We start from the raw sequence: 20,280 nt of genomic DNA, 5'->3' as shown, positions 1-20,280 counted from the left end.
ACTAGCGCCCTCTACTCTGCCGCTGTGTTTTATACAGCAGCACGGCAAAAAGTGGCGCACCAAGTAGCGCCGTCAGAATACCCAGCGGAATTTCCGCTTCACTGAGATTGCGCGCCAGATCGTCCACCAGCACCATAAATCCGCCTCCCAGCCACAGCGACACCGGCAGCAGGCGACGATGATCGGCTCCCACCAGCCTACGTGCGACATGGGGAATCACCAGCCCAATCCAGCCAATACTGCCGCTGACCGCCACCTGCGCGGCGACTATCGCGGCACACAAGCTCAAAATCAGCCAACGCAAGGGCTGTACGGCAACACCCAGCGCACGCGCGTCCTGCTCACCCATCGACAGCACGTTGATGTGCCAACGCAGCCGCAGCAGCAGTCCGCCCGCAAGGGCTAACGGCGCCGCCATGATCATCAGCGAGTTCCAGTGTGCGGTGGCAAAGCTGCCCAGCAGCCAGAAAACGATGCTCGGCAATTTCTCTTCGGTATCCGCCAGATATTGCATCAGGCTGACCAGCGCGCCAAAGAAGCCGCTGAAGATGACGCCTGCCAGAATCAGGATCAGCACGTTCTGTTTGCCGAATGCGGCGGCCATCATGAAAATCAGCAAGAGCGCCAGCATGCCGAACGTAAACGCAGACAGCAGCAAAAGCAGCGGCGTCCAGCTTAATAGAATCGCCAGCGTGCCACCGAAGGCCGCGCCAGCGGACACGCCGATGATATGCGGATCGACCAGTGGGTTACGGAAAACGCCTTGCAGCGTGGCCCCACTCAGCGCCAGCGCCGCGCCCGCACACCAGGCTAATAACACGCGGGGTAGGCGCACGCTCCACACCACTTGCCGTTCGATATCGCCAAGCATCGGTTTTTTTCCGAACAGCAGATCGTTGCCAGACAGCGGCTCGACAAGGATCTGGACAATGCGCCACGGGGATAAGCTAAAACGCCCTATCCCCAGTGAGAACACGGCAATCAACAGTGTGGATACCACCACCGTGAGCAGCGTGATCCGGTAGGTGCGATAACTCATTGCGCCGCGGAGGTGTCCGCACGGTAGTCCATGCGGTAGAAGCGTTGGTAATACGCATCGGCGGCTTTTTGCATATCGATATCGGCAAAATGCTCAGGGTACAGCTTTTTCGCCATCCACAGTTCACCAATCGCTAATGCTTCCGGCATCGGGTAACCCCAGGCCTTGGCGTATTCCGGCATCAGATACACGCGATGCTGTTTCACCGCCTCAATCGCCTGCCAGGCCGGATCGTTAACGATCTGCTTCACGACATCCGGATAGCGATCCTGCACGAAAATTACCTCTGGATTCCAGGCCAGCACATTTTCAATCGACACCTGTTTGAAGCCTTTTATCGATGCCGCCGCCACATTCAGCGCCCCTGCGTGTGACATCATCAGGCCGGTATATTTTCCTGAACCGTAGGTTGTCAGATCAGGGTTAGCCATATACACGCGGATTCGTTTCTCTTCTGGAATAGACGCCAGACGCGCACTCACGTTTTGCCGCTGCGTAAACGTATAGTCGATCAGCGCTTCCGCCTGTTTCTGACGCTCAACCACATCACCAATCAGCCGAATCCCTGCCTTAAGCCCTTCGTTATATGCCGCGTTTTCATCACCCATCGTAGGATTGATTTTGTCGGCTTCTCCCGGCTGATCCTGACGCAGCGAGATCGCCAGAACGGGAATACCCGTTCGCTCAATCTGCGCAATCATTTCCGGCGGCGCATAGTTAGCGACAAAAACCACCTGCGGCGACAGCTTCAGCAGGCTTTCAATATTGACCTGCGTGAGATCGCCCGGCATTGGCAAATCCGCCAGACGCGGGGCCAGCCGCACATAATGCTCGCCCAGCTGTTTCTTCCAACTGGAAAGTACACCCACGACGCTCTCTTGTGCATCCAACTGCACCAGCAGATTTAAGGTTTGATGCTGCAACACCACCACACGATTAACGTGGTCGGGAATCGTGACATTGCGCCCGAGTTGGTCGATCAACTGACGCGCCGCCCAAGCGTTAGAAAACACCAAAAACAGCCCAGCAACCCACAGCGTGTAGCCACATTTCTTTATCATGTTGGTATCCTGATTTTCGCTATATATAAAATAATATAGCGATAACGACAAAGAAAATACTGATCTCGCTCATAATAATATTTAGATACCGATTTGGGGGTAGATCAACCCAGATTGGGTTTTCTGCTAAATAACCAGCGGCGATTTATTCTGCAAAATATTTGTCAGATAAACTGAATTATTACGTTAAAAAAATGATATTTATTCTCACTATTAATCGCGTAGAGTGCTTCTATTACTGATCTATATACCCTTGCGGTGCAGGACAAATAGGCTAAATATTTGTCTGAATATAAGGATAAGTCCCCTATGAAGAAGATTGGCTTTTTATCATTCGGCCACTGGGCCCCGTCGCCGCAGTCTGGTACACGTTCCGCGGCTGATGCACTGCTGCAATCTATCGACCTTGCCGTTGCCGCTGAAGAGCTAGGAGCTGACGGTGCCTATTTCAGAGTGCACCATTTTGCCCGCCAGCTAGGTTCTCCTTTCCCACTGCTGTCCGCGATTGGGGCAAAAACCAAAAGCATTGAGATCGGCACCGGTGTCATCGATATGCGCTACGAAAACCCGCTCTACATGGCTGAAAACGCCAGCGCCGCCGATCTGATCTCTGGCGGGCGCTTGCAGCTCGGCATCAGCCGTGGCTCGCCAGAACAGGTGATCGATGGCTGGCGCTATTTTAGCTATCAGCCGACAGAAGGAGAATCGGAAGCGGATATGGCACGGCGTCATACCGAGGTGCTGTTGGATGTGCTGCGTGGTGAGGGGTTTGCGAAGCCGAATCCGCAGCCTATGTTCCCGAATCCACCCGGCCTTTTGCGTCTGGAGCCTTATTCTGATGGGTTACGTGAACGCATCTGGTGGGGTGCTGGGTCAAATGCCACAGCAGCTTGGACAGCGAAGCTAGGCATGAACCTGCAAAGCTCTACGCTGAAGGATGATGAAACAGGCGAGCCTTTTCATATCCAGCAGGCACAGCAAATTCGTGCCTATCGAGCCGCTTGGGCTGAGGCTGGACACACGCGCACGCCACGCGTTTCCGTCAGCCGGAGCATTTTTGCATTGATGGATCACCGCGATCGCGCCTATTTCGGCGGAAGCAGTAACGATAGCGACAAGGTGGGTTTTCTGGATGAAAACACACGCGCGATTTTCGGCCGCAGCTATGCCGCCGAGCCGGACATACTCATCCAACAGTTAAAACAGGATGAAGCGATTGCCGAAGCGGATACGCTATTGCTCACGGTGCCGAATCAGCTGGGCGTGGATTACAATGCGCATGTAATCGAATCAATCCTGAAATATGTTGCCCCTGCGATGGGGTGGCGAGCGTAGTCCTGTAGCCTAACGCATTCAAGCCCATCCAATAGGTGTAAAACCAACGATAACAGCGTCAAAAATCGGGAAGATTTAAGGGCTATTTTCACTCAAATCCTCCCTGTTTTCCCAGCCTCTAAAACGGTTCAACGCTTTTTAATGCTATTTAAAAAATATAGTTTCTGGACCCCTTGAATTCCCCCCCTCACTCGGCGTAGATTTAGCGCCGATCCCGTCATAACTGGTGTGATTCTGGTGATGACAACGGGAAAGATTACCCTTCGGTGACATCACCGGCAGCGTAATTATTTCCTTCCATAATAAAACGCACAATCGGGATCGTTGCTGGCGTGGTTTCTGCTGGAGAATAAATCGGTGAAGTATTTCTTTATGGGTATCTCATTCTGTTTAGTCGTTTGGGTGAGTACCTTTATGCTGATGGTAGAATAACCGGTCATTTGCCTGAAAAGCTTTATCCGCTGAAAGGCACAGAGAGATAAAAAAGGCTGATGGTATTTATACCCTCAGCCTATTTTTATGCCTGCCGATCTATGTGCAACCGACCATTGTTCAGCCGGTAATTTGATATTGCCTTTGCCATTCTCTACAGATTGAATCCGTTTATTATCACGCCAAACACCCCGCCCATTGCCAGCCAGGGGCCAAAGGCCAGTGGTTTAGCTGTATCCTCTTTACGCAATCCACGCCAGGCGAGAGTAACAACCAACCCGCTCAACGCCGCCACCAGAACCAGATTCGGCAATGCCTGCCAGCCCAGCCAGGCACCCAGAGCAGCCAGCAACTTAAAATCACCGTACCCCAGCGCCTCTTTGCCCGTTGCGTATTTGAATACCCAATAAAGTAGCCATAGAGATAAATAGCCGGCCATCGCGCCGACTACGGCATCAATCAATGGGACAAATGTCTCCGACAGATTAAACAGCAGCCCCATCCACAGAAGCGACAGCGTCAGCACATCCGGCAGCAGCAGCGTTTTGATATCAATAACGGTCAGCACCAACAGGAAGGACAGCAGAATCAACGCCCCCCACAGCGCCATACCGGGCAACCAGAGTAAACCTGCCGTCAGAAAAGCCAGCATGGTGATGACTTCCACCAGCGGATATTGCACAGACACCGGTTGATGACAGCAGCGGGAGCGGCCACGCAGCCATAACCAACTTAATAGCGGGATATTATCCTTCACCGCAATAGCCTGCTGGCAGTGCGGGCACGACGAAGGCGGCCACCACAGATTGTAGCGCGTATCAGGATCGGAATCGGCCATGCCCGTTTCAAGCTCGATGTCCTGCAGCCAGCGACGCTCCAGCATAATCGGCAAGCGGTAAATCACCACGTTCAAAAAACTGCCAACAATCAATCCCAACACGCCCAGCGATCCAAACCACCACGCCGGAAACAGCTGTGCAAATTCCCTTAAATCGTCCACGTTAGTCCCTGATTGTTGATAAAGAAACGGTATGAATGAGCAATTTATTTTTGCGATTGACGACACAGCAATGACAACGAACGTTTTTTCTTACAACGATCATGTCTATTACAGCAAGCGCCCTTGAAAATTCAGCGTTCTGGCACCCTGTTCATCGGCTTTACCGGTGGTTGCCAGCAGCTTTTTCATCGTCGCGGGTAAGTCATTTCCGCTACTCAACCGCCCCGTGAAACGATATTCACCTTTCGGGGTGACGCTGCCTTTGCCAGACAATTGCAGATGTGAGGAGGTCTGCCGCAGGTTCGCTTCTAGCGCGCCTTGCTGGCAGCGTAACGTGGCCTGAGGCGTAGCGAGCACCAGTCCGCCCAGCGGCGTTTTCACTCGTGCGCCCGGCCAGGTTATATTGGCATCCAGCGACTGGCAGCCTGAACGGTCTACCGTCGCCTCTTGCAGATTGAGCTGCACGTTTCCTTCTGCGCCGATTGGTACGATAAAACGCAGATGGCTGAATAAATAACCCGCTGGCACAGAAAGCTGCCATTGATAAAACTGCGGCTGCTGCCAACCGCGAATGATCCCGCGACCTGCAATGCCTTCCGGATTTTTAAACGCTATTTCTAGCGCGGGCATAAAATCCGAGAAGGTGATGTTCCAGTGCACATCGTCCAGCGTTAACGTGCGCCAGCTAAACCGTTGCAGGTTCCCCTGCCACAGCGTTCCTGCGGCCTCTGCAATCACCATTCCGGCCGGCAGCGGCACAGCGGTGAGCAAGCGGGCAGGCGCATAGTTCGCCAGGAACAGCCCATAGGCCAGAACCATAGCGATACCTGCGCCAATGCCGGATTTAAGCGTCATCCGCCCGTTCCAGCATCAGTCTGGTGACATCCACCATTCCGGGGCTTTGCTCGACAGCATTCACATCCAGCGACATCACTTTTACGCCATTTTTCTGTTCCAGTTCGCCAAGCCAACGCAGCAGACTATTAAAATCACTCTGCCCCAGCGTCACCGATGCCTGACTGCCCTGCGGCTGCAAACGTACAACGCTGAGCCCGTAACGCTTGGTGCTTTGTGAAATCAAAATCGGCAGACTGACGTCGCGCTGACTATTGTCCCCCTGCGCCTGATTGCCCTGCGGAATCGATGAGGCCTGTTTCTGCATCCAGTTAACGGTCTGCTGCTCGCGGGAAATCGTACGCTCCCACAGATCTTCCCGCTCCTGCCAAGGCTGGAGAATAGCGTAATACACCAGACAGAGCAGAAGCAGCACCGCGCACACGACCATAAGCTGACGCTCGCGTGGGCTCATCGCCTGCCAGCGTTGCCGTAATTCATTCATTGCTGGCTCCTTAACGTTAAGCGGCCTTCAACCCGATCGTTTTCCTGCCGCATCTCTCCCGCCTGTACCTGATAATAAGCGGCAGCCTGCTGCTGAAATTGCTCGAGTTCCTGATATGACGTGCCCTGCAACGCCAGCCGGAATTCACCCGCAGCGCCGTCGTAAGACAGCGACTGAATTTTGATCGCACTATTCTGTGTTATGAGTTGCTGTAAGGGGTTCAATTGATCCAGCAGCGCTTTCCCTGTGCCTCCGGCTGCCGTACGTTGCAGGTGCTGCTGCATCTGCGCGCGCGGGTTAACGACATTCGTCTCGGAAGGGAAAATCTGCCGATAGACGCGCACGCTTTCCTGTCGCCAATGTTCAGACTGTTGATAAAGCTGGTAATGCGCCCAGCCAGCATCCGCCATAACCAACAGAAGGTAACAGGCAAACGCGATCCCAACGCCGCGCCACGGCAGCAGGGTGTTTTGCCAGGCTTTCTCCGGCGCATAGTCGCCTTGTCGCAGATCGACCGAGGCAGGTAAGTGCGCCGTTGCCGCCAGAGTGAAGAGATCCGTTTCCGGCTGCGCTTTCCATTCGCCCTCTTCCTGCCATTCATACTGCGCCAGCTCACCACCGACCGATGCGGCACTGTAGCTGTATATCGCAGGCAGCGGCATAGACGCTTTCAGCAGGTCGCCGCACCAGGAGGACTCCGCCGCCATCGCATGGCCCGTAGGCTGGCGAAACAGCCACATGTCATCATGCTGCAACGCGCTCCAGCCATCCTGATGTTTCGGCAATACGCGGGCGTCAGGCAATAACGTATCGACGCTGAGTCCCAGCGCATCACACTGTGCCAGCCAGCGCTGCATCCGGTTTTTTTCCACCACGGCAACCGTGCCGTCATCGCCATGAATTTCCAGCACGGCAAAATGCAGCTTTTCAATTTCCGTCGCTAGCTGGTCTTCCAGCATAAACGGCACGACCTGCGTCAGCTGACGCCGAGCCTGTCGAGGCAGCGTCAGGGTATAAAACGTCACGTCAGTGGCCGGAACCAGAACACGGGTAAATGCCACGGACGGATAGGCCGCTAGCGCCTGACGAACCTGTTCGACACTGCCGCGTCCCTGACTCAGTAAATTTTCCCCATTAGATGAACGCACCTGCCATTCGATCTCTCCCAACTCTTCTACCGGAAGACGAACAATGAGGCACGGGTGTCGAACGACCGTTCCTCGATTTAATGGGGCTTTTGCGGCTTTTCGCTTCCATTTTCCCGCTATTTTCATGGATTCACCGTCCTATATCCTCCATACTGCCGCTGCACGACCTGTACCTTTTGTCCACTCAGATGAAGCAAGCTACGTTGATGAAAATCGCTGTCGCCGACACGCACCTGAAGTTTTACAAAGAACCATTCACTTTTTACTGCCAGCACGCGCTGCGCGGTATTTTTACTATTCGGGGGCAATAATCCAGTTTGTTGCAGAACTTCAATACTCGCCCACCCCATAAGTGGACGCTGCTGCACCAGCGCTTTTGCCTGCGACATCGTCATTTCGTTCAGGAACACGGCAGATAACAGCGGGGCATCAAATTCGGTTAGCGTGTTGATATTAATGGACATCGCATCCACCGGCAGCGCACAGACATAGGGCAGTAACCGACGATAGAGATCGCTATCAATGCCATACACTGAGCGTAATTCACTGATTTCACTCATTCTCTGATTCGCGGTACGATAAGGCACGGGCAACGCAGCATAGACTTCATCCTCTGCGCCGTTCGCCGATGGATAGTTATCCACATCAATCCAATCACGCACCGCTGCGGTAATTTTTTCTGCACGATCCGTTTCCTCACCCAGATTTTTCAACAGCAAACGAAAAACCTGTGCCGGATAAGGCGTCTTCACCAGCGTGCTTTCGTTATCCACGCCTTGATTGATCGCATTTACATTAAAGCAGGTACGCGCATCAGTAATCTGGCCAGTGATTTCGCCACCGTCCACGGGGAAACGCAGCCCCGGCTGCGACCAGTTCTGTCCGGCAAACGTGCGCCCCGACATATTCCGCGCATCGCGCTGTAATATCTGCCCGCTTAGCGTTTCCGCCCCTAATGCATACCATTTCGCCTGCTGACGGCTCAAATGACTTTCGGTGCGCAAGAACGCTTTACCCGTGCGTTCCGTAATCACCGCGGCAATCGTCACCATTAACGCCAGAATCAGGAGCACTACCAGCAGTGCCGCGCCGCGCTGACGCGACCTCATTTAACCGGCCCGGTGGTAATCAAGAACATACGCGACATTTCTCCGTAATCCCTTAAGGTCAGTACCACTTCAATCCCTTGTGGCAATTGTGTAGTGTTGTCCCAGCGATCGCGCCAGGTTTTATTGCTGAAAAAGCGCAGGCGGAAGCCATCGACCTCGGTGAGAAGCGGTTTTACGCCGGGATCGAGCCCTTCAATCGGGTCGGGAGTCACATGCGTTAACCGTTCCAGCGTGTGTTCCCGCAGCCGATAGGCCACAGGCTGAAGTTCAGAGCGCGGCAGAATGCCAAACGGGTTCTGCCACCCATTGCGCATAAAGCTGACGCCCCAGTCATCACTTTTTAACTGATCGCGGCCGGCGTAAAACATCGAGGTGCTTCCTCTGCTGCCGCGTGCGATCATCTGGGAGAAATCGTTGTCCATTTGTGAAAATGCGCGCTGTATTTCGGCCAGACGCTCGGCTTTACGCTGCGAAATCTCATCATTACGCATCACGCCGTTCAGCACCTGAAACGCGCTGAGGCTCAGCGCCGCAAAAATAGCGATCGCCAGAATCATCTCCAGCAGCGTAAACCCCTGCTGGCGTTTCTGTCGCGCGGGGCTTTGCACCCTTCTTGTTTGGCTGCACATCCTTGTTTTACTAAACATTATTGCTTCACCACATAAGTGCGCAGGGAAGCATCGACGGCAAAAGCGTCTTTATTACGTCGCACTTCCACATCCAGCGCTTTGGTCTGAGGATCACCGGTCTCTACGCCCTGCCAGCGCCAATGCCAGCGCATGCCCGCAAACTGCGTTTCGCCTCTCACCCACGATGCTTCCGGCCAGCGTTGTTCCAGTCGCAGTTGAACCTGCTGGTTTTCCGCCACCCAGCCTGCAAACGTCTTCTCTTCCAGCCGGCTCAGGCTGCTTGCCTGTCTGGCTGTCGTTTGCAAAACAGCAATGCCTGCCAGCGCAAAAACACTCAGCGCGACCAGCACCTCCACCAGCGTCATCCCTTTCTGTCGTCTCATCGTTTCTTACCCTGACTCATCGACGTCACAAATCGTCCGGTGTTATCCACCTGGAGCCAATTCGAGAGCGCTTTGTTTTCAGATTTAACGAGCAGACGGAAAGGCGTAATTTCGCCACCGGGCAAAATCAGGATATCGGGGTCGTCACCACTCTGCGTTTTATCCACTTTTTTCCCGTCGGCTTGCAGTAGCTCAAGCCGTAATGCCTCGGGCAGCGTCGCCGATGCACTCACCCGATGCGGTTGCCACGGCTGCCACTTGTAGCCCTGCCAGCGATCGCCGCTCGGGATCGGTATCCCTTCTGAGGCAGCGGGTCGCTGGAGTTGATAAAACTGCCAGCGATCGGGATAGATACGCACACCCAGCATGTATTCATTAACCTGACTGCTTTCAGCGGCAAATTCTAACTGCGCCTGAAAACGAGCCAACTGCCAGGCGCTGTCATTCTTGCGCTCGGGAGGAAACGCCATGACCACCATGCTAGCCGCGATGCCAGCCAGTAACACGACCAGCATCATTTCCAGCAGGGTGAACCCCTGCTGCTTCCTCGTTGACCGCTTCATTGCGCTTTTGCCGTCCTTTTCCCGCTGCCATTGATAGCAACTACCCACAACAGTCATCCACAGCCGTCATCAATAAAGACAGGCAGAGCACCGCATGCCTTTATTTCTTATCAAGATTCCAGTTGCCGATGTCATCTTCCGTTCCCGGCATACCGTCTGGCCCCAGAGAGAAGATATCGAGCTTGCCGTGCTGGCCAGGGTTCAGCAGTTGATAGTCCGTGCCCCACGGATCCTGTGGCAGGCGGCGAATATAGCCATCGGCTGGGTAGTTACGCGGTTCCGGCTGTACCGTCGGCTTCGTTACCAGCGCCTTCAGCCCCTGCTCTGTGGACGGATAGCGGTTGTTATCCAGCTTGTACATGTCGAGTGCGCTTTCCAGAGAGACAATATCGCTGACGGCTTTTTGCCGATCCGCCTTTTCCTTATTCCCCATCAGATTGGGCACCACCAGACTCGCCAGTACGCCGAGAATGACGATGACCACCATAATTTCCAACAGGGTAAAACCACGCTGACGATTACCGCTCTGACCATAACTATTTTGTCCACAACCACGCTGAGACTGTTGCATCCTTACTTTTCCTCGTTCAATTGTTGGTTCTCTTACGAACTCATTAACGTATTCAGTTGCAGAATCGGTTGTAAAATCGCGAGTACGATAAACAACACCACCGCCGCCATGCTGACCACCAGCAGAGGCTCAAATAGCCCCAGCGCCAGCGTCATCTGCGAACTGAATTCCCGATCCTGATTATCCGCCGCCCGCTCCAGCATGCTGTCCAGCTCGCCGCTGCGTTCACCGCTGGCGATCATATGGCGCATCATTGGGGGGAAAAGTGCCGTCTGTTCCAGCGCTTTGTGCAGGCTGACGCCCTCTCGTACCGCATCCGTCGCCAGCGAGAGCCGATGGCGGGCATAGTCATTACTCATGACATCGCCGCTAATGCGCATCGCCTGTAACAGCGGCACCGCACTGGCGTTAAGAATACTGAGCGTCCGCGCGTAGCGTGCTGTATTTAAGCCACGCGCTATGCGGCCGATCAGCGGTAAATGCAGCAGACGGCGATGAAAACTGATGCGCCGCTTTTCCTGCCGCAGCATCACGCGGAACGCCATAAACCCAGCCAGCAATGCCAGCAACATCCACGGCCCAAACGTACGCACGGCATCGCTCATCCCCATCAATACGCGGGTTGAAAGCGGCAGCGCCTGCTTCATATGAATAAATTGCTCGACGACTTTCGGCACCACGACGGACAGCAAAATGCTGACCACGGCAATCGCGACCACGGTTAACACACACGGATAAATCATTGCCTGCTGGATGCGGCTGCGCATCTGCTGGCGCTGTTCGGTGTAGTCCGCTAATCGGTTCAACACAGCATCAAGGTGACCGGACGTCTCGCCTGCGGCGACCATCGCGCAATACAGCCGTTCGAAGCTGCTGGGGAAGCATTTCATCGCATCGGCCAGCGAGTGCCCCTCCATGACCTTACTACGCACCGCCGCCATCAACTGGCTCAGCTGTGGCTTTTCACTCTGTTTCGCCACCGCATCCAGCGCTTCTTCCAGCGGCAACGACGCGGCCACCAGTGTGGCCAACTGACGAGTCAGCAGCGCCAAATCTGAAGTGCTGATCCGAATTTTGCGACGGAGGGAGAATCCTGTAGAACCGGATTTCTGCTGGTCGCCTCGGTTTTCATCAACCGACAGCGGCACCAGCCCGCGCTCCCGCAATAGCTGGCGCGCCTGTCTGGCAGAGTCGGCCTCCTGAGCGCCACGGCATTTTTTCCCCTGCGCATCCAGCGCCTGATAGTGGTACTGTGCCATATCATTCCTCTTTGGTTACGCGGATCACTTCTTCCCAGGTCGTGAGCCCCGCCAATACCTTATCCAACCCGTCCTGACGGATAGTGGTGCGACTCCCCCCCAGAATCTGCGCAATCGCCATTTCACCGTCACTGCGGTGGATCGCGGCACGGACGTCGTCATTAATCAGCACCAGTTCATGAATACCGATACGTCCCCGGTAACCGGTAAAGCTACACTGCGGACAGCCAACGGGATTATGCAGCAGCGTACCGGGCGCGATCCCCATCTGTTCAGCCTGAACCGGATCGACCGGCTGCGGTTGACTACAGTCAGAACACAGCGTCCTGACCAGACGCTGCGCGAGTACGCCCAGCAGAGAGGTTGACAGCAGGAATGGTTCGACGCCCATATCCTGCAAACGAGACAGCGCGCCCAGCGCACTATTGGTATGCAGTGTGGATAACACAAGGTGGCCGGTCAGCGAGGCCTGCACGGCAATCTGCGCCGTTTCACCATCACGAATTTCCCCCACCAGCACGACGTCCGGATCCTGACGCAGAATGGCACGCAGCCCGCGGGCAAACGTCATATCGACCTTGGTATTGACCTGCGTTTGCCCGATGCCTTCCAGTTCATACTCGATGGGATCTTCCACCGTCATGATGTTACGTTCTGACGCATTCAGGCGGCTGAGTGCGGCGTAAAGCGTGGTACTTTTCCCCGATCCTGTCGGGCCTGTGACCAGAATAATCCCATGGGGACGGTGGATCAGGCTGTCCAGCAATTGTCGATTACGCTCCGACATGCCCAACAGTTCAAGATCGAGCTTAACGCTGTTTTTATCCAGCAAGCGCAGCACGACGCGCTCACCGTAGTTCGACGGCAGCGTGGAGACACGAACGTCAATCGCTCGTCCCCCAACTCGCAGCGCCATACGTCCATCCTGCGGAATACGCTTTTCCGCAATATCCAGCTTTGCCATGACCTTGATACGCGACACCAGCAGCGACGCCAGCTTACGCTGTGGACGCAAAATCTCACGCAGTACGCCGTCAACGCGGAAGCGGATCAGCAAATAGCGCTCATACGTTTCGATATGAATATCCGACGCTTTATTCTTAATCGCTTCGGTCAACATGGCGTTGATGAGGCGGATAATCGGCGCGTCGTCGTCGGCATCAAGCAGATCGTCGCTGTCTGGCAGTTCTTCCACCAGCGTATAGAAGTCCATCTCATTACCGATGTCCTCCATCATACGGCGCGCTTCTTCCGAGTCGCGCTGATAGCTAATGACTAATTGCCGCTCAAATTCTTCATCCGTAACGCGCTCAATCTTGAGCGAACAGCCCGCAATCCGACGCGCTTCCAGCAAAGCGGCTGGCGGCGTTTGCGCGACGCAAATCGTCTGCAGGCTCGCGTCATTTTCCCTCTGCAACAGCAGAATTTGCTGCGATCGGGCATAGGCAAAAGGCAGTATGGGGCGTAATTCTATAATCTGGGAGGCAACGTCACTCATTTCCCGCCCGCCGGATAGAACGCCACAATCGAGGACTGAACCTGACGGAACGTATAAGCATTCCCACCTTCCGGCAGACGCAGCAAATCGTTATCCAGAAGCCCTCCCTCACCATTAGTCACGTTTCGCTGTTTATTTTCTTCAGCACTGAACGAGTGATACTTACTGGCGGAGGCGCTCTGGTATTGGCTGCGATCGCGAATAATGGAAGGACGGATAAACAGCATCAGGTTACGCTTTTTCGTTTCTGTGCTGTTGGAACGGAACAAATACCCCAGCACGGGAATATCGCCCAACAGGGGCACTTTACTTGCAGACTCATTGGTACTTTTATCCAGCAAGCCACCCACCACCACGGTTTCGCCGCTGCTGACCAGCACCGCGTTATTAACGGTACGCGTATTGAATGTTGCCCCTAGGTTGGAGCTGCTGCTGGAGGCAGAATCTGCCACGCTGGAGACTTCCTGTTCGATTTCCAGCAGAACAGAGTCACCTTCGTTAATTTGGGGCTTCACTTTCAGTTTGATACCAACCGTTTTACGTTCCACCGTTTGGAAAACGTTGTCGCCGGATGTCGTCTGCGAACCCGCCAATACGGGCACTTCCTGACCGACGTTAAACGTCGCTTCCATATTGTCCAGCGTCACAATACTGGGCGTTGCCAGAATATCGTTCTTGCTGTTGCTGGACAACGCGGTCAGCAGCATGCTCCAGTTGCCCTGATAGAAACCGGCAGCAATCCCGTTGAAACCGCCAAGTGCTGTTGTCGCTGCTGCGCTAACCGTCCCATCACGTCGAAACTGGTCCGCCCCTGCCACCATGGTCGTGATTGGTAATCCCGTATTCGTGAATTGCGTTACGCCAGCATTTCTATTGGCCCACTGCACGCCCAGGTTCATCCCATCACCATCTTGTATTTCCGCGATAATCGCTTCAACCAAGACCTGCGGACGGCGGATATCCAACTGTGCAATCACCTGTTCCAGATCGCGCATGATATCCGGTGCGGCATTCACAATCAGGGAGTTGGTTTGCTCGTGTGCCTTAATCGAAATGTCTTTACGCAGCGCGGGCAACGCATTTTGCTGATCGGTTTGGATACTGTCGCCGACACCGGTGAGCACTTCGACCAGATCGGCAGCCTTGGCGTATTTGAGATAGATAACTTTGGTGTTGCCCTGTACCGCCTGCTGGCGATCGAGCTGCTTGACCATATCAATCACGCGCTGGCGTGAATTCGGCTCGCCGCGCACCAGCACCGAGTTGGTTCGCTCGTCCGCCACCACGTTGGCAGTCAACATGCCGGGCAAGGCGGATTTTTCATCCATCTTGTTCAGCTCATTCACCATCTTCACCACTTCCGTTGAGGAAGCGTAAGACAGCGGTATGCTGGTCACATTCCGATCGCCCGTCTGATCAACTCGTTCGACAATCGTCATCAGCCGTTGGATCACCCCCGCGCGGCCGGTCATCAGCAGCACGTTCGACGGTTCGTAATGCACCACACTCCCGGCACCAGCGTTGTCATTCAACTGGCGCAGCAGCGGTGCCAAATCACGGGCGGCAACGTTGCTGACGGGCACGACGCGCGTCACCACTTCATCGCCAATGCCCGGCCGTTCATCAGTGGCCAGCGGCATAGACGTCGATTTCGCATCCTTCGAGCGAATAATTTTCAGGACGTTGTTATCCATCGGAATCACGGTGAATCCATAGACATCCAGCACGCTCAGGAAGAACTGGTAATACTGTTCTTCATTCATCATGTCATAGCTGCGTACGGTAATTGTTCCACTGACCGACGGATCGATAATGACCGTCTTATTCAGATTCTTACTGACGGTATTAATAAACTCCTGAATATCCGTGCCTTTAAAACTGGCGGAGAATTCGGCGCTCCACGCCAATGATGACGCCATCAGCAAAACGCTCCCGCTGAGCAATAACATGCCCTTGCGGCGTAAATGACCAAGCCACTGGTTTTTATTCTTCGAAAAAACCTGACGCTTAAAAAATCCCTGTCCCTTGCTAAACAAATTAGTGGTCTCCATCCAGTGCCAGATATATATCCTGCTGTTGACCATCACGTTCGACGGTCAAATTAAATTTGCTCATCCCGGCTAGCTGCGCCATCGCCTGCTGTGCCTGATCCGCATCGCGTAAATCCATGCCGTTTAATGACACGGCGAGATCGTTATCCTGCAAGCCTGCTCGGTAGAAAAGATCGGGATTTTTGCCGGGGTTTAGCTGATATCCTTTCAGTACTTCTTCTTCCGTGACGGGAGAAATGGTCAGGTAGTCCTGCGCCGAGAAGGGATCTTTTTGTATCTCGTCTTTCACCTGACTAAATGCGCCAGACGACGACGGTGCGTCAGTTGCTGCTTCTTCCTGATACAAATGCAGCGCCTCGTAACGCCCCTGATACTGGAGCACGACACGATCGGCAGAGATAGTCACAATTTTGGCTTCATAGCCCGGAATGGCATCGCCGACGTTGCGACTGTATTGCTGACTATCTTTAGCGATAATGGCAATCGAACGCTTGGCGTCTCCACTCGCCAACACCCCAGTCAGGCTGATATTTAACGAGGTTAGCGGAATATCGCCGGATAATGCGGCGTTGTTAACCGCAGACGCATCGGCATCGGGGGCATGGCCGAATAAGGTAAAATCACCCGGCGTAGCGGGTTTTTCTTTCGCCTGGGCAGGCGCGACCGACACGCCAGCAATGCGTGAGTCTTCAGGTAGGATAAAGCGCCAGGTCAATACGGCCAACTGCTGACAAATCAGCAGCAAAATCAGCCCCAACGCGATACGTCGGATCAGTGGAGCTGGCAGTGACCGAAAAGTGGCAACCAACGAATGAAAAGACGGATCTTTGAAAGCTTGCAATCGTGCCATAGGTAATCATCCATAATACTCCCCACGCCGATTGGCGTGGGGAAAATGCCTTATTCCGTTGCGGCTTCCCGGGTGATGGTTTCATCACCGCTGGTCGTCAGCGCGGCATCATTATTTACACGGTCTTCGAGCCTGATATTGTCAATATGTCCGAAATTCCAGGCTCCCGGTACATTCTCAAAAATGACATTTTTAAATTCACTGTTCTTCAGGAACGTAATGTCCGTCGCTTTTACATTTTTGAATTTTACATTCTCAAAATGCAAGCCTTGGTGATAGGCATCACGTCCAAAAGAGAACTTATACGCATCAGCCATTTCAGCCACAGTCATCCCATCGACCATGATGCTGTTTTTCTTCGCTGTACCATCAACCGTGACGTTGGAAACGGTCACATCACGGAACTGTGCAGGCTCAGCGGCAGGCTGGGTATCGTTCACGTCCGCTTTATATTTAATCGTGAACACAAACGGCTCGTTGACAATATCACGCATCGCGTTATTACGGAATACCACGTCACGCGCGCCGCCACCATAATAGGGTCGACTCTTCATGCGCAGGCCAACATCCGTCTTATTCATTACGTTGTCTTCAGCAACAATTTTTTCAATCCAGGCACCAGTATGGCTACCCGTGACCACCGCACCATGCCCACGGCGGAAGTAGTTATTGAAGATCCAGGCACCGCTCTGCGCTTTTTGCCCCAGTGTCACCACTTCGGCACCGTATCCCGCAGCAAAGTTTACGCTGTCATCACCCGTATCAAAAAAGTTATTAAATACCATGACGTTCTGGCTATTGCCGAATTCAATGCCATCCGCATTATTGGCATCATACGTCGTGTGTACCAGCGCATTCATTGCCACATTTTCGGATTCAAGCACCATCACACCGTGGAAAGCCGGATTCAGAATCGTCAACCCTTCCAGGTACATGTTGCTCACGCCGCGCAACGTCATCAGGCTGGAGCGTCGGTTTTTGTACGCCTCATCCAGTAGCATTCCTTCAGCAACGGCTTTTGCCGTTTGGTCTTTTGCCAGAATACCGTCACTGCCAACATTGGCCGCTTTACTTGCACGATAGAGCGGTAACTCGTTCTTTAACTCATCAATTTCAGTAATGTTTGTATCGCTGGCTTTAATGCCACGCGTCCAGCCGTTGCCATCAATCGTGCCCTGCCCGACGATACGAATATTTTTAAAGGTGCCTGCATGGCTGCTGCCCTGATCGTCCGCTTCCAGTACGTTAATCAGCGAAGGTGGGCGCTTCGGCAACTTAGGTGAACTGTAAGGGTAGAGATAGTAGCCATGGGCAAGTGGGTAATCGTCGCCATTTGCTGACCCGAGCAACGTAGCGCCTTTCGCGACTTCAAACGTCATATCGCTATGCAGGAACAGCGCCCCCGTTTTAAACGTTCCACCGTCAACCACGACTTTACACCCTTTCGGATACGCAGTTGGCGTACAGTCATCAATCGCCTTCTGAATCGCCACCGTGTCGTTGGTTACGCCATCCCCTTTCGCACCATAGTTGGTCACATTCAGTGAAGCTGGCGTCGCCGTCGTTTTCTGCACGACGGTTTCACTATCAACGGATTCTTTGCCGTCGTCATAAAGCGCACGCACCGTGAAGCGGTATTCCGTTTCCGATGACAGATTAGCCACCTTGAAATTATGGAAGCTGACGCGGACATGCCAGTTATCGGTATCGATTGAATTGTAGAAGTTATCGATATATGGCTTGGCCGGCGAATGGGTGTTCTGGTTATCAATGGTTCCGCCCAGTAAGGTTCCATTCATGTAGACGCGGTAATCCTTAATGCCAGCGGCAGGTTTGGTCGGTTTTTCCCAGGCTAGTACCACGCTGCTGTCATCATAAGCCAACGTCGGCACTTTAAGATTTTGTGGCGCGGCGGAACGATCAACACCGACATCCGGCGTTGAGTCGCTATCGCTGCATCCGGCAATCAGGCCGCTCAGGACTAATGTCGCGCAGAGCGTAAGACGGGTACGAGGTAAAAAGTCAGTCATAGCATTTCCTGTATTTTTACTATTATTTTTCCCGATGTATTTCGCCCTGCGGCAGGATCGTTGCCACAGAGCGAAACCTATCGGCAGAGGGTTTACAGATAAAAATAATGAGTTGGAACAGACGTTCTACGGCAGAGAAATATCCAATTTCCCCGCGCCGGCATTTTCCAGAACATATTTCTCAACGGCGGCGATGGATTTCCCTGCGCTATACACATAAGGCGGACTCCATTCCAGTTCATTGGTGCAGGTTTCCAGCGCCCATGCTGGTACGGCTTTCCCAGAATTTGTAGCGGCGGCCTTCTCGGCTTCTTGCAATGTGCTGCATTTGTCTACTGCGATTTGATTCAAATTGCTTGCCGGATTGCCATTGAACCAGGAGCCGTTGTCTTTAAATTTGCTTCCTTTGTAGGCACCGATAATCAGCTTTTCATCCGCCCCGCCGCCTTGGAAATTAAACACGTTACTTTCGGAAAGAATGGATGAATCGAAGCCCATCCCAATGGCATACAGAATGGGGTAATTCGTATCCGTTGCCCCGCGATGGTAGTTATTCAGCAAATGCACCTGACCAAAGCGCACACGCGGTGAACGCTGCACGCTGTTGTCCCATAAATTGCCTTCAAAAGTGATTCGGTATTCCCCTTTATCACCATCGCCGGAGCCAATTAATACCGTTTTGTCATGTTGGGCGAAGATGTTGTAGGAAATCGTCAAGTAGTCGGCTCCATCTTCTATATCCAGCAAGCCGTCGTGGCGTTGGATATGCTTGCCAAATAACACCGGTTCTAAATGATCTGGATAGTCACCGTCCGTAAACGTGCAGTGGTCGATCCAGACATTTTTACTGGCATTAATCGATACGGAATCATAACGCGCATTCCAGTTACCTTTATCGCCATCGCCCGCATCCCAGGCTGGGGCAAAGTCACGCGGTGCCTGAAACGTAATATTACGGATAATGATGTTGCTGTTATCCGTTTTACCGAACGTATTGCTCAGGGTATTGAGGGATAAATAGCCTTCCACCAGTTTTGCTTCACTACCCACGCCTAAAATCGTGGTATTTGGCGGTACCTGAAATTGAATCTGCGCCTTCTGGTTGTTGGCATACTGCGAACGTTGACCATTCTGCTTTTTCAACAGATTAAGCTGTGTGCTGGCTGCCGCTGCGTCGCTTCCACCGGCATCCGCCGTCGCTTTCAACTGCGCCATATAATTCTGATCGAACGCTTTGACGTATAAATCAAAATCAAACGTTGTTTTATTCGGTTTGGTTTTATAATCCTCAGCATTGGCATAGCGTCCATTGCCTAAGTCATCACCACGGATAGTGCCTTGCCAGTAGATAATTTTTGGTTCTAACTTTGCCTTCAATTCCGCATCGGCATCACCGGCGATATAACGGGGGCTGCGGATATTATTTAATGCGTCTTTTAATTCCTGACGGCTGGTGACGACATAAATGCTATTTTCATGCGCACCCTCGCCCCCCGTCGTCGCATAAAATTTACCATCCGTATTATGATATTGCGCAGCCCAACCAAACGGTGCCGTTTTCACCTGCAAATCTGGCGGAGCCGCTTCTGCCACGGGTTTCTGACTATTATCACACCCAGAAAGCACGATCCCGGAAAGGGCAATAGCTACCGCACAGGTGCGTAAACGACCAGTCCCAATAACCGTTCTAAACATTTTATCCCTCAGTATTTTTTAATTATTAAAATAGAAAAATAAATCCGCACAAAACCCTGCGATGTTAATCGCATACTTTAAAAGTACTTTTATTCTTAATGTCGTGGCAGATTGGCACGTCCCTTATTGATAAAAAAGCAGCACACTATCTGTAGTAAAAAACCACATGATAATATTGCCCACTTAACACTCGGGACTGTTAATTAAATGATGATGGCACCACCCCACGCTGATTGATTATCGAACACAAAAAGAAACGTCATACCTACAATGGTAAAACATGGTTTC

General features: G+C 53.1%; 19 protein-coding genes. 2 read left to right on the top strand and 17 right to left on the bottom strand.

Features of this window, described 5'->3' with window-relative positions; all coding sequences use genetic code 11:
- Position 1: 1 nt before the first annotated feature.
- Positions 2-1,039, bottom strand: a complete 1,038-nt coding sequence (locus tag H0248_RS06345; protein WP_180785181.1) for a FecCD family ABC transporter permease — start codon at positions 1,037-1,039, stop codon at positions 2-4.
- A complete protein-coding gene (locus H0248_RS06340) occupies positions 1,036-2,100 on the bottom strand; it encodes an ABC transporter substrate-binding protein (protein ID WP_180785180.1) in 1,065 nt (354 codons plus the stop codon). The genes H0248_RS06345 and H0248_RS06340 overlap by 4 nt, the downstream gene beginning before the upstream one ends.
- Positions 2,101-2,409: 309 nt before the next feature.
- On the opposite strand from H0248_RS06340, the gene H0248_RS06335 reads away from it, so the two are divergent.
- Entirely contained in the window at positions 2,410-3,435 is a 1,026-nt protein-coding gene (locus tag H0248_RS06335; protein ID WP_180785179.1) for an LLM class flavin-dependent oxidoreductase, read from the top strand.
- A 357-nt stretch (positions 3,436-3,792) separates the two neighbouring features.
- On the top strand, positions 3,793-3,867 hold the full coding sequence (ypdK, locus tag H0248_RS22355; RefSeq protein ID WP_099606229.1) for a membrane protein YpdK: 75 nt from the start codon (positions 3,793-3,795) through the stop codon (positions 3,865-3,867).
- A gap of 154 nt (positions 3,868-4,021) precedes the next feature.
- On the opposite strand, the gene H0248_RS06325 is transcribed toward ypdK, so the two are convergent.
- From H0248_RS06325 to H0248_RS06255, 15 genes are all read right to left on the bottom strand, one after another.
- On the bottom strand, positions 4,022-4,867 hold the full coding sequence (locus H0248_RS06325) for a prepilin peptidase (RefSeq protein WP_180785178.1): 846 nt from the start codon (positions 4,865-4,867) through the stop codon (positions 4,022-4,024).
- A gap of 108 nt (positions 4,868-4,975) precedes the next feature.
- Entirely contained in the window at positions 4,976-5,722 is a 747-nt protein-coding gene (locus tag H0248_RS06320) for a type II secretion system protein N (protein WP_180785177.1), read from the bottom strand.
- Positions 5,712-6,206 (bottom strand): type II secretion system protein GspM, encoded by a 495-nt coding sequence (gspM, locus tag H0248_RS06315; protein ID WP_180785176.1) that lies wholly within the window; start codon positions 6,204-6,206, stop codon positions 5,712-5,714. The genes H0248_RS06320 and gspM overlap by 11 nt, the downstream gene beginning before the upstream one ends.
- Complete coding sequence (gene gspL / locus H0248_RS06310) at positions 6,203-7,480, bottom strand: type II secretion system protein GspL (protein WP_180785175.1); 1,278 nt, start codon at positions 7,478-7,480, stop codon at positions 6,203-6,205. The genes gspM and gspL overlap by 4 nt, the downstream gene beginning before the upstream one ends.
- Positions 7,477-8,463: a type II secretion system minor pseudopilin GspK gene (gene gspK, locus H0248_RS06305; RefSeq protein ID WP_180785174.1), complete on the bottom strand. Its 987-nt coding sequence runs from the start codon at positions 8,461-8,463 to the stop codon at positions 7,477-7,479. Before gspK ends, gspL begins: the two co-directional genes overlap by 4 nt.
- Complete coding sequence (gspJ, locus tag H0248_RS06300; RefSeq protein WP_071822600.1) at positions 8,460-9,110, bottom strand: type II secretion system minor pseudopilin GspJ; 651 nt, start codon at positions 9,108-9,110, stop codon at positions 8,460-8,462. The genes gspK and gspJ overlap by 4 nt, the downstream gene beginning before the upstream one ends.
- Positions 9,110-9,475: a type II secretion system minor pseudopilin GspI gene (gspI, locus tag H0248_RS06295; protein WP_180785173.1), complete on the bottom strand. Its 366-nt coding sequence runs from the start codon at positions 9,473-9,475 to the stop codon at positions 9,110-9,112. Before gspI ends, gspJ begins: the two co-directional genes overlap by 1 nt.
- Positions 9,472-10,038 (bottom strand): type II secretion system minor pseudopilin GspH, encoded by a 567-nt coding sequence (gene gspH / locus H0248_RS06290; protein ID WP_014916098.1) that lies wholly within the window; start codon positions 10,036-10,038, stop codon positions 9,472-9,474. Before gspH ends, gspI begins: the two co-directional genes overlap by 4 nt.
- A gap of 100 nt (positions 10,039-10,138) precedes the next feature.
- Positions 10,139-10,609, bottom strand: coding sequence for a type II secretion system major pseudopilin GspG (gene gspG / locus H0248_RS06285; protein ID WP_051906083.1), 471 nt, complete (start codon positions 10,607-10,609; stop codon positions 10,139-10,141).
- A gap of 32 nt (positions 10,610-10,641) precedes the next feature.
- Entirely contained in the window at positions 10,642-11,868 is a 1,227-nt protein-coding gene (gene gspF / locus H0248_RS06280) for a type II secretion system inner membrane protein GspF (RefSeq protein WP_039284723.1), read from the bottom strand.
- 1 nt (position 11,869) lies between these two features.
- Entirely contained in the window at positions 11,870-13,366 is a 1,497-nt protein-coding gene (gene gspE, locus H0248_RS06275; protein WP_180785172.1) for a type II secretion system ATPase GspE, read from the bottom strand.
- On the bottom strand, positions 13,363-15,315 hold the full coding sequence (gene gspD, locus H0248_RS06270; RefSeq protein WP_161973596.1) for a type II secretion system secretin GspD: 1,953 nt from the start codon (positions 15,313-15,315) through the stop codon (positions 13,363-13,365). Before gspD ends, gspE begins: the two co-directional genes overlap by 4 nt.
- 88 nt (positions 15,316-15,403) lie before the next feature.
- Complete coding sequence (gene gspC / locus H0248_RS06265) at positions 15,404-16,267, bottom strand: type II secretion system protein GspC (RefSeq protein ID WP_180785171.1); 864 nt, start codon at positions 16,265-16,267, stop codon at positions 15,404-15,406.
- 50 nt (positions 16,268-16,317) lie between these two features.
- On the bottom strand, positions 16,318-18,297 hold the full coding sequence (locus H0248_RS06260; RefSeq protein WP_180785170.1) for a glycosyl hydrolase family 28 protein: 1,980 nt from the start codon (positions 18,295-18,297) through the stop codon (positions 16,318-16,320).
- A 126-nt stretch (positions 18,298-18,423) separates the two neighbouring features.
- Positions 18,424-19,992: a pectate lyase family protein gene (locus H0248_RS06255; RefSeq protein WP_103862242.1), complete on the bottom strand. Its 1,569-nt coding sequence runs from the start codon at positions 19,990-19,992 to the stop codon at positions 18,424-18,426.
- Positions 19,993-20,280 lie beyond the last annotated feature (288 nt).

It is taken from the genome of Pectobacterium brasiliense (assembly GCF_013449685.1).
Lineage (GTDB): Bacteria > Pseudomonadota > Gammaproteobacteria > Enterobacterales > Enterobacteriaceae > Pectobacterium > Pectobacterium brasiliense_A.
This window is presented reverse-complemented; position numbering and strand designations above follow the sequence as displayed.

Coding starts and splice junctions, on each gene's coding strand:
- gspE (WP_180785172.1), bottom strand. CDS start 13,366: ATGAGTGACGTTGCCTCCCAGATTATAGAATTACGCCCCATACTGCCT.
- gspH (WP_014916098.1), bottom strand. CDS start 10,038: ATGAAGCGGTCAACGAGGAAGCAGCAGGGGTTCACCCTGCTGGAAATG.
- gspL (WP_180785175.1), bottom strand. CDS start 7,480: ATGAAAATAGCGGGAAAATGGAAGCGAAAAGCCGCAAAAGCCCCATTA.
- gspF (WP_039284723.1), bottom strand. CDS start 11,868: ATGGCACAGTACCACTATCAGGCGCTGGATGCGCAGGGGAAAAAATGC.
- gspC (WP_180785171.1), bottom strand. CDS start 16,267: ATGGCACGATTGCAAGCTTTCAAAGATCCGTCTTTTCATTCGTTGGTT.
- gspJ (WP_071822600.1), bottom strand. CDS start 9,110: ATGTTTAGTAAAACAAGGATGTGCAGCCAAACAAGAAGGGTGCAAAGC.
- H0248_RS06255 (WP_103862242.1), bottom strand. CDS start 19,992: ATGTTTAGAACGGTTATTGGGACTGGTCGTTTACGCACCTGTGCGGTA.
- gspD (WP_161973596.1), bottom strand. CDS start 15,315: ATGTTATTGCTCAGCGGGAGCGTTTTGCTGATGGCGTCATCATTGGCG.
- gspK (WP_180785174.1), bottom strand. CDS start 8,463: ATGAGGTCGCGTCAGCGCGGCGCGGCACTGCTGGTAGTGCTCCTGATT.
- H0248_RS06345 (WP_180785181.1), bottom strand. CDS start 1,039: ATGAGTTATCGCACCTACCGGATCACGCTGCTCACGGTGGTGGTATCC.
- H0248_RS06320 (WP_180785177.1), bottom strand. CDS start 5,722: ATGACGCTTAAATCCGGCATTGGCGCAGGTATCGCTATGGTTCTGGCC.
- gspG (WP_051906083.1), bottom strand. CDS start 10,609: ATGCAACAGTCTCAGCGTGGTTGTGGACAAAATAGTTATGGTCAGAGC.
- gspI (WP_180785173.1), bottom strand. CDS start 9,475: ATGAGACGACAGAAAGGGATGACGCTGGTGGAGGTGCTGGTCGCGCTG.
- H0248_RS06260 (WP_180785170.1), bottom strand. CDS start 18,297: ATGACTGACTTTTTACCTCGTACCCGTCTTACGCTCTGCGCGACATTA.
- H0248_RS06340 (WP_180785180.1), bottom strand. CDS start 2,100: ATGATAAAGAAATGTGGCTACACGCTGTGGGTTGCTGGGCTGTTTTTG.
- H0248_RS06335 (WP_180785179.1), top strand. CDS start 2,410: ATGAAGAAGATTGGCTTTTTATCATTCGGCCACTGGGCCCCGTCGCCG.
- gspM (WP_180785176.1), bottom strand. CDS start 6,206: ATGAATGAATTACGGCAACGCTGGCAGGCGATGAGCCCACGCGAGCGT.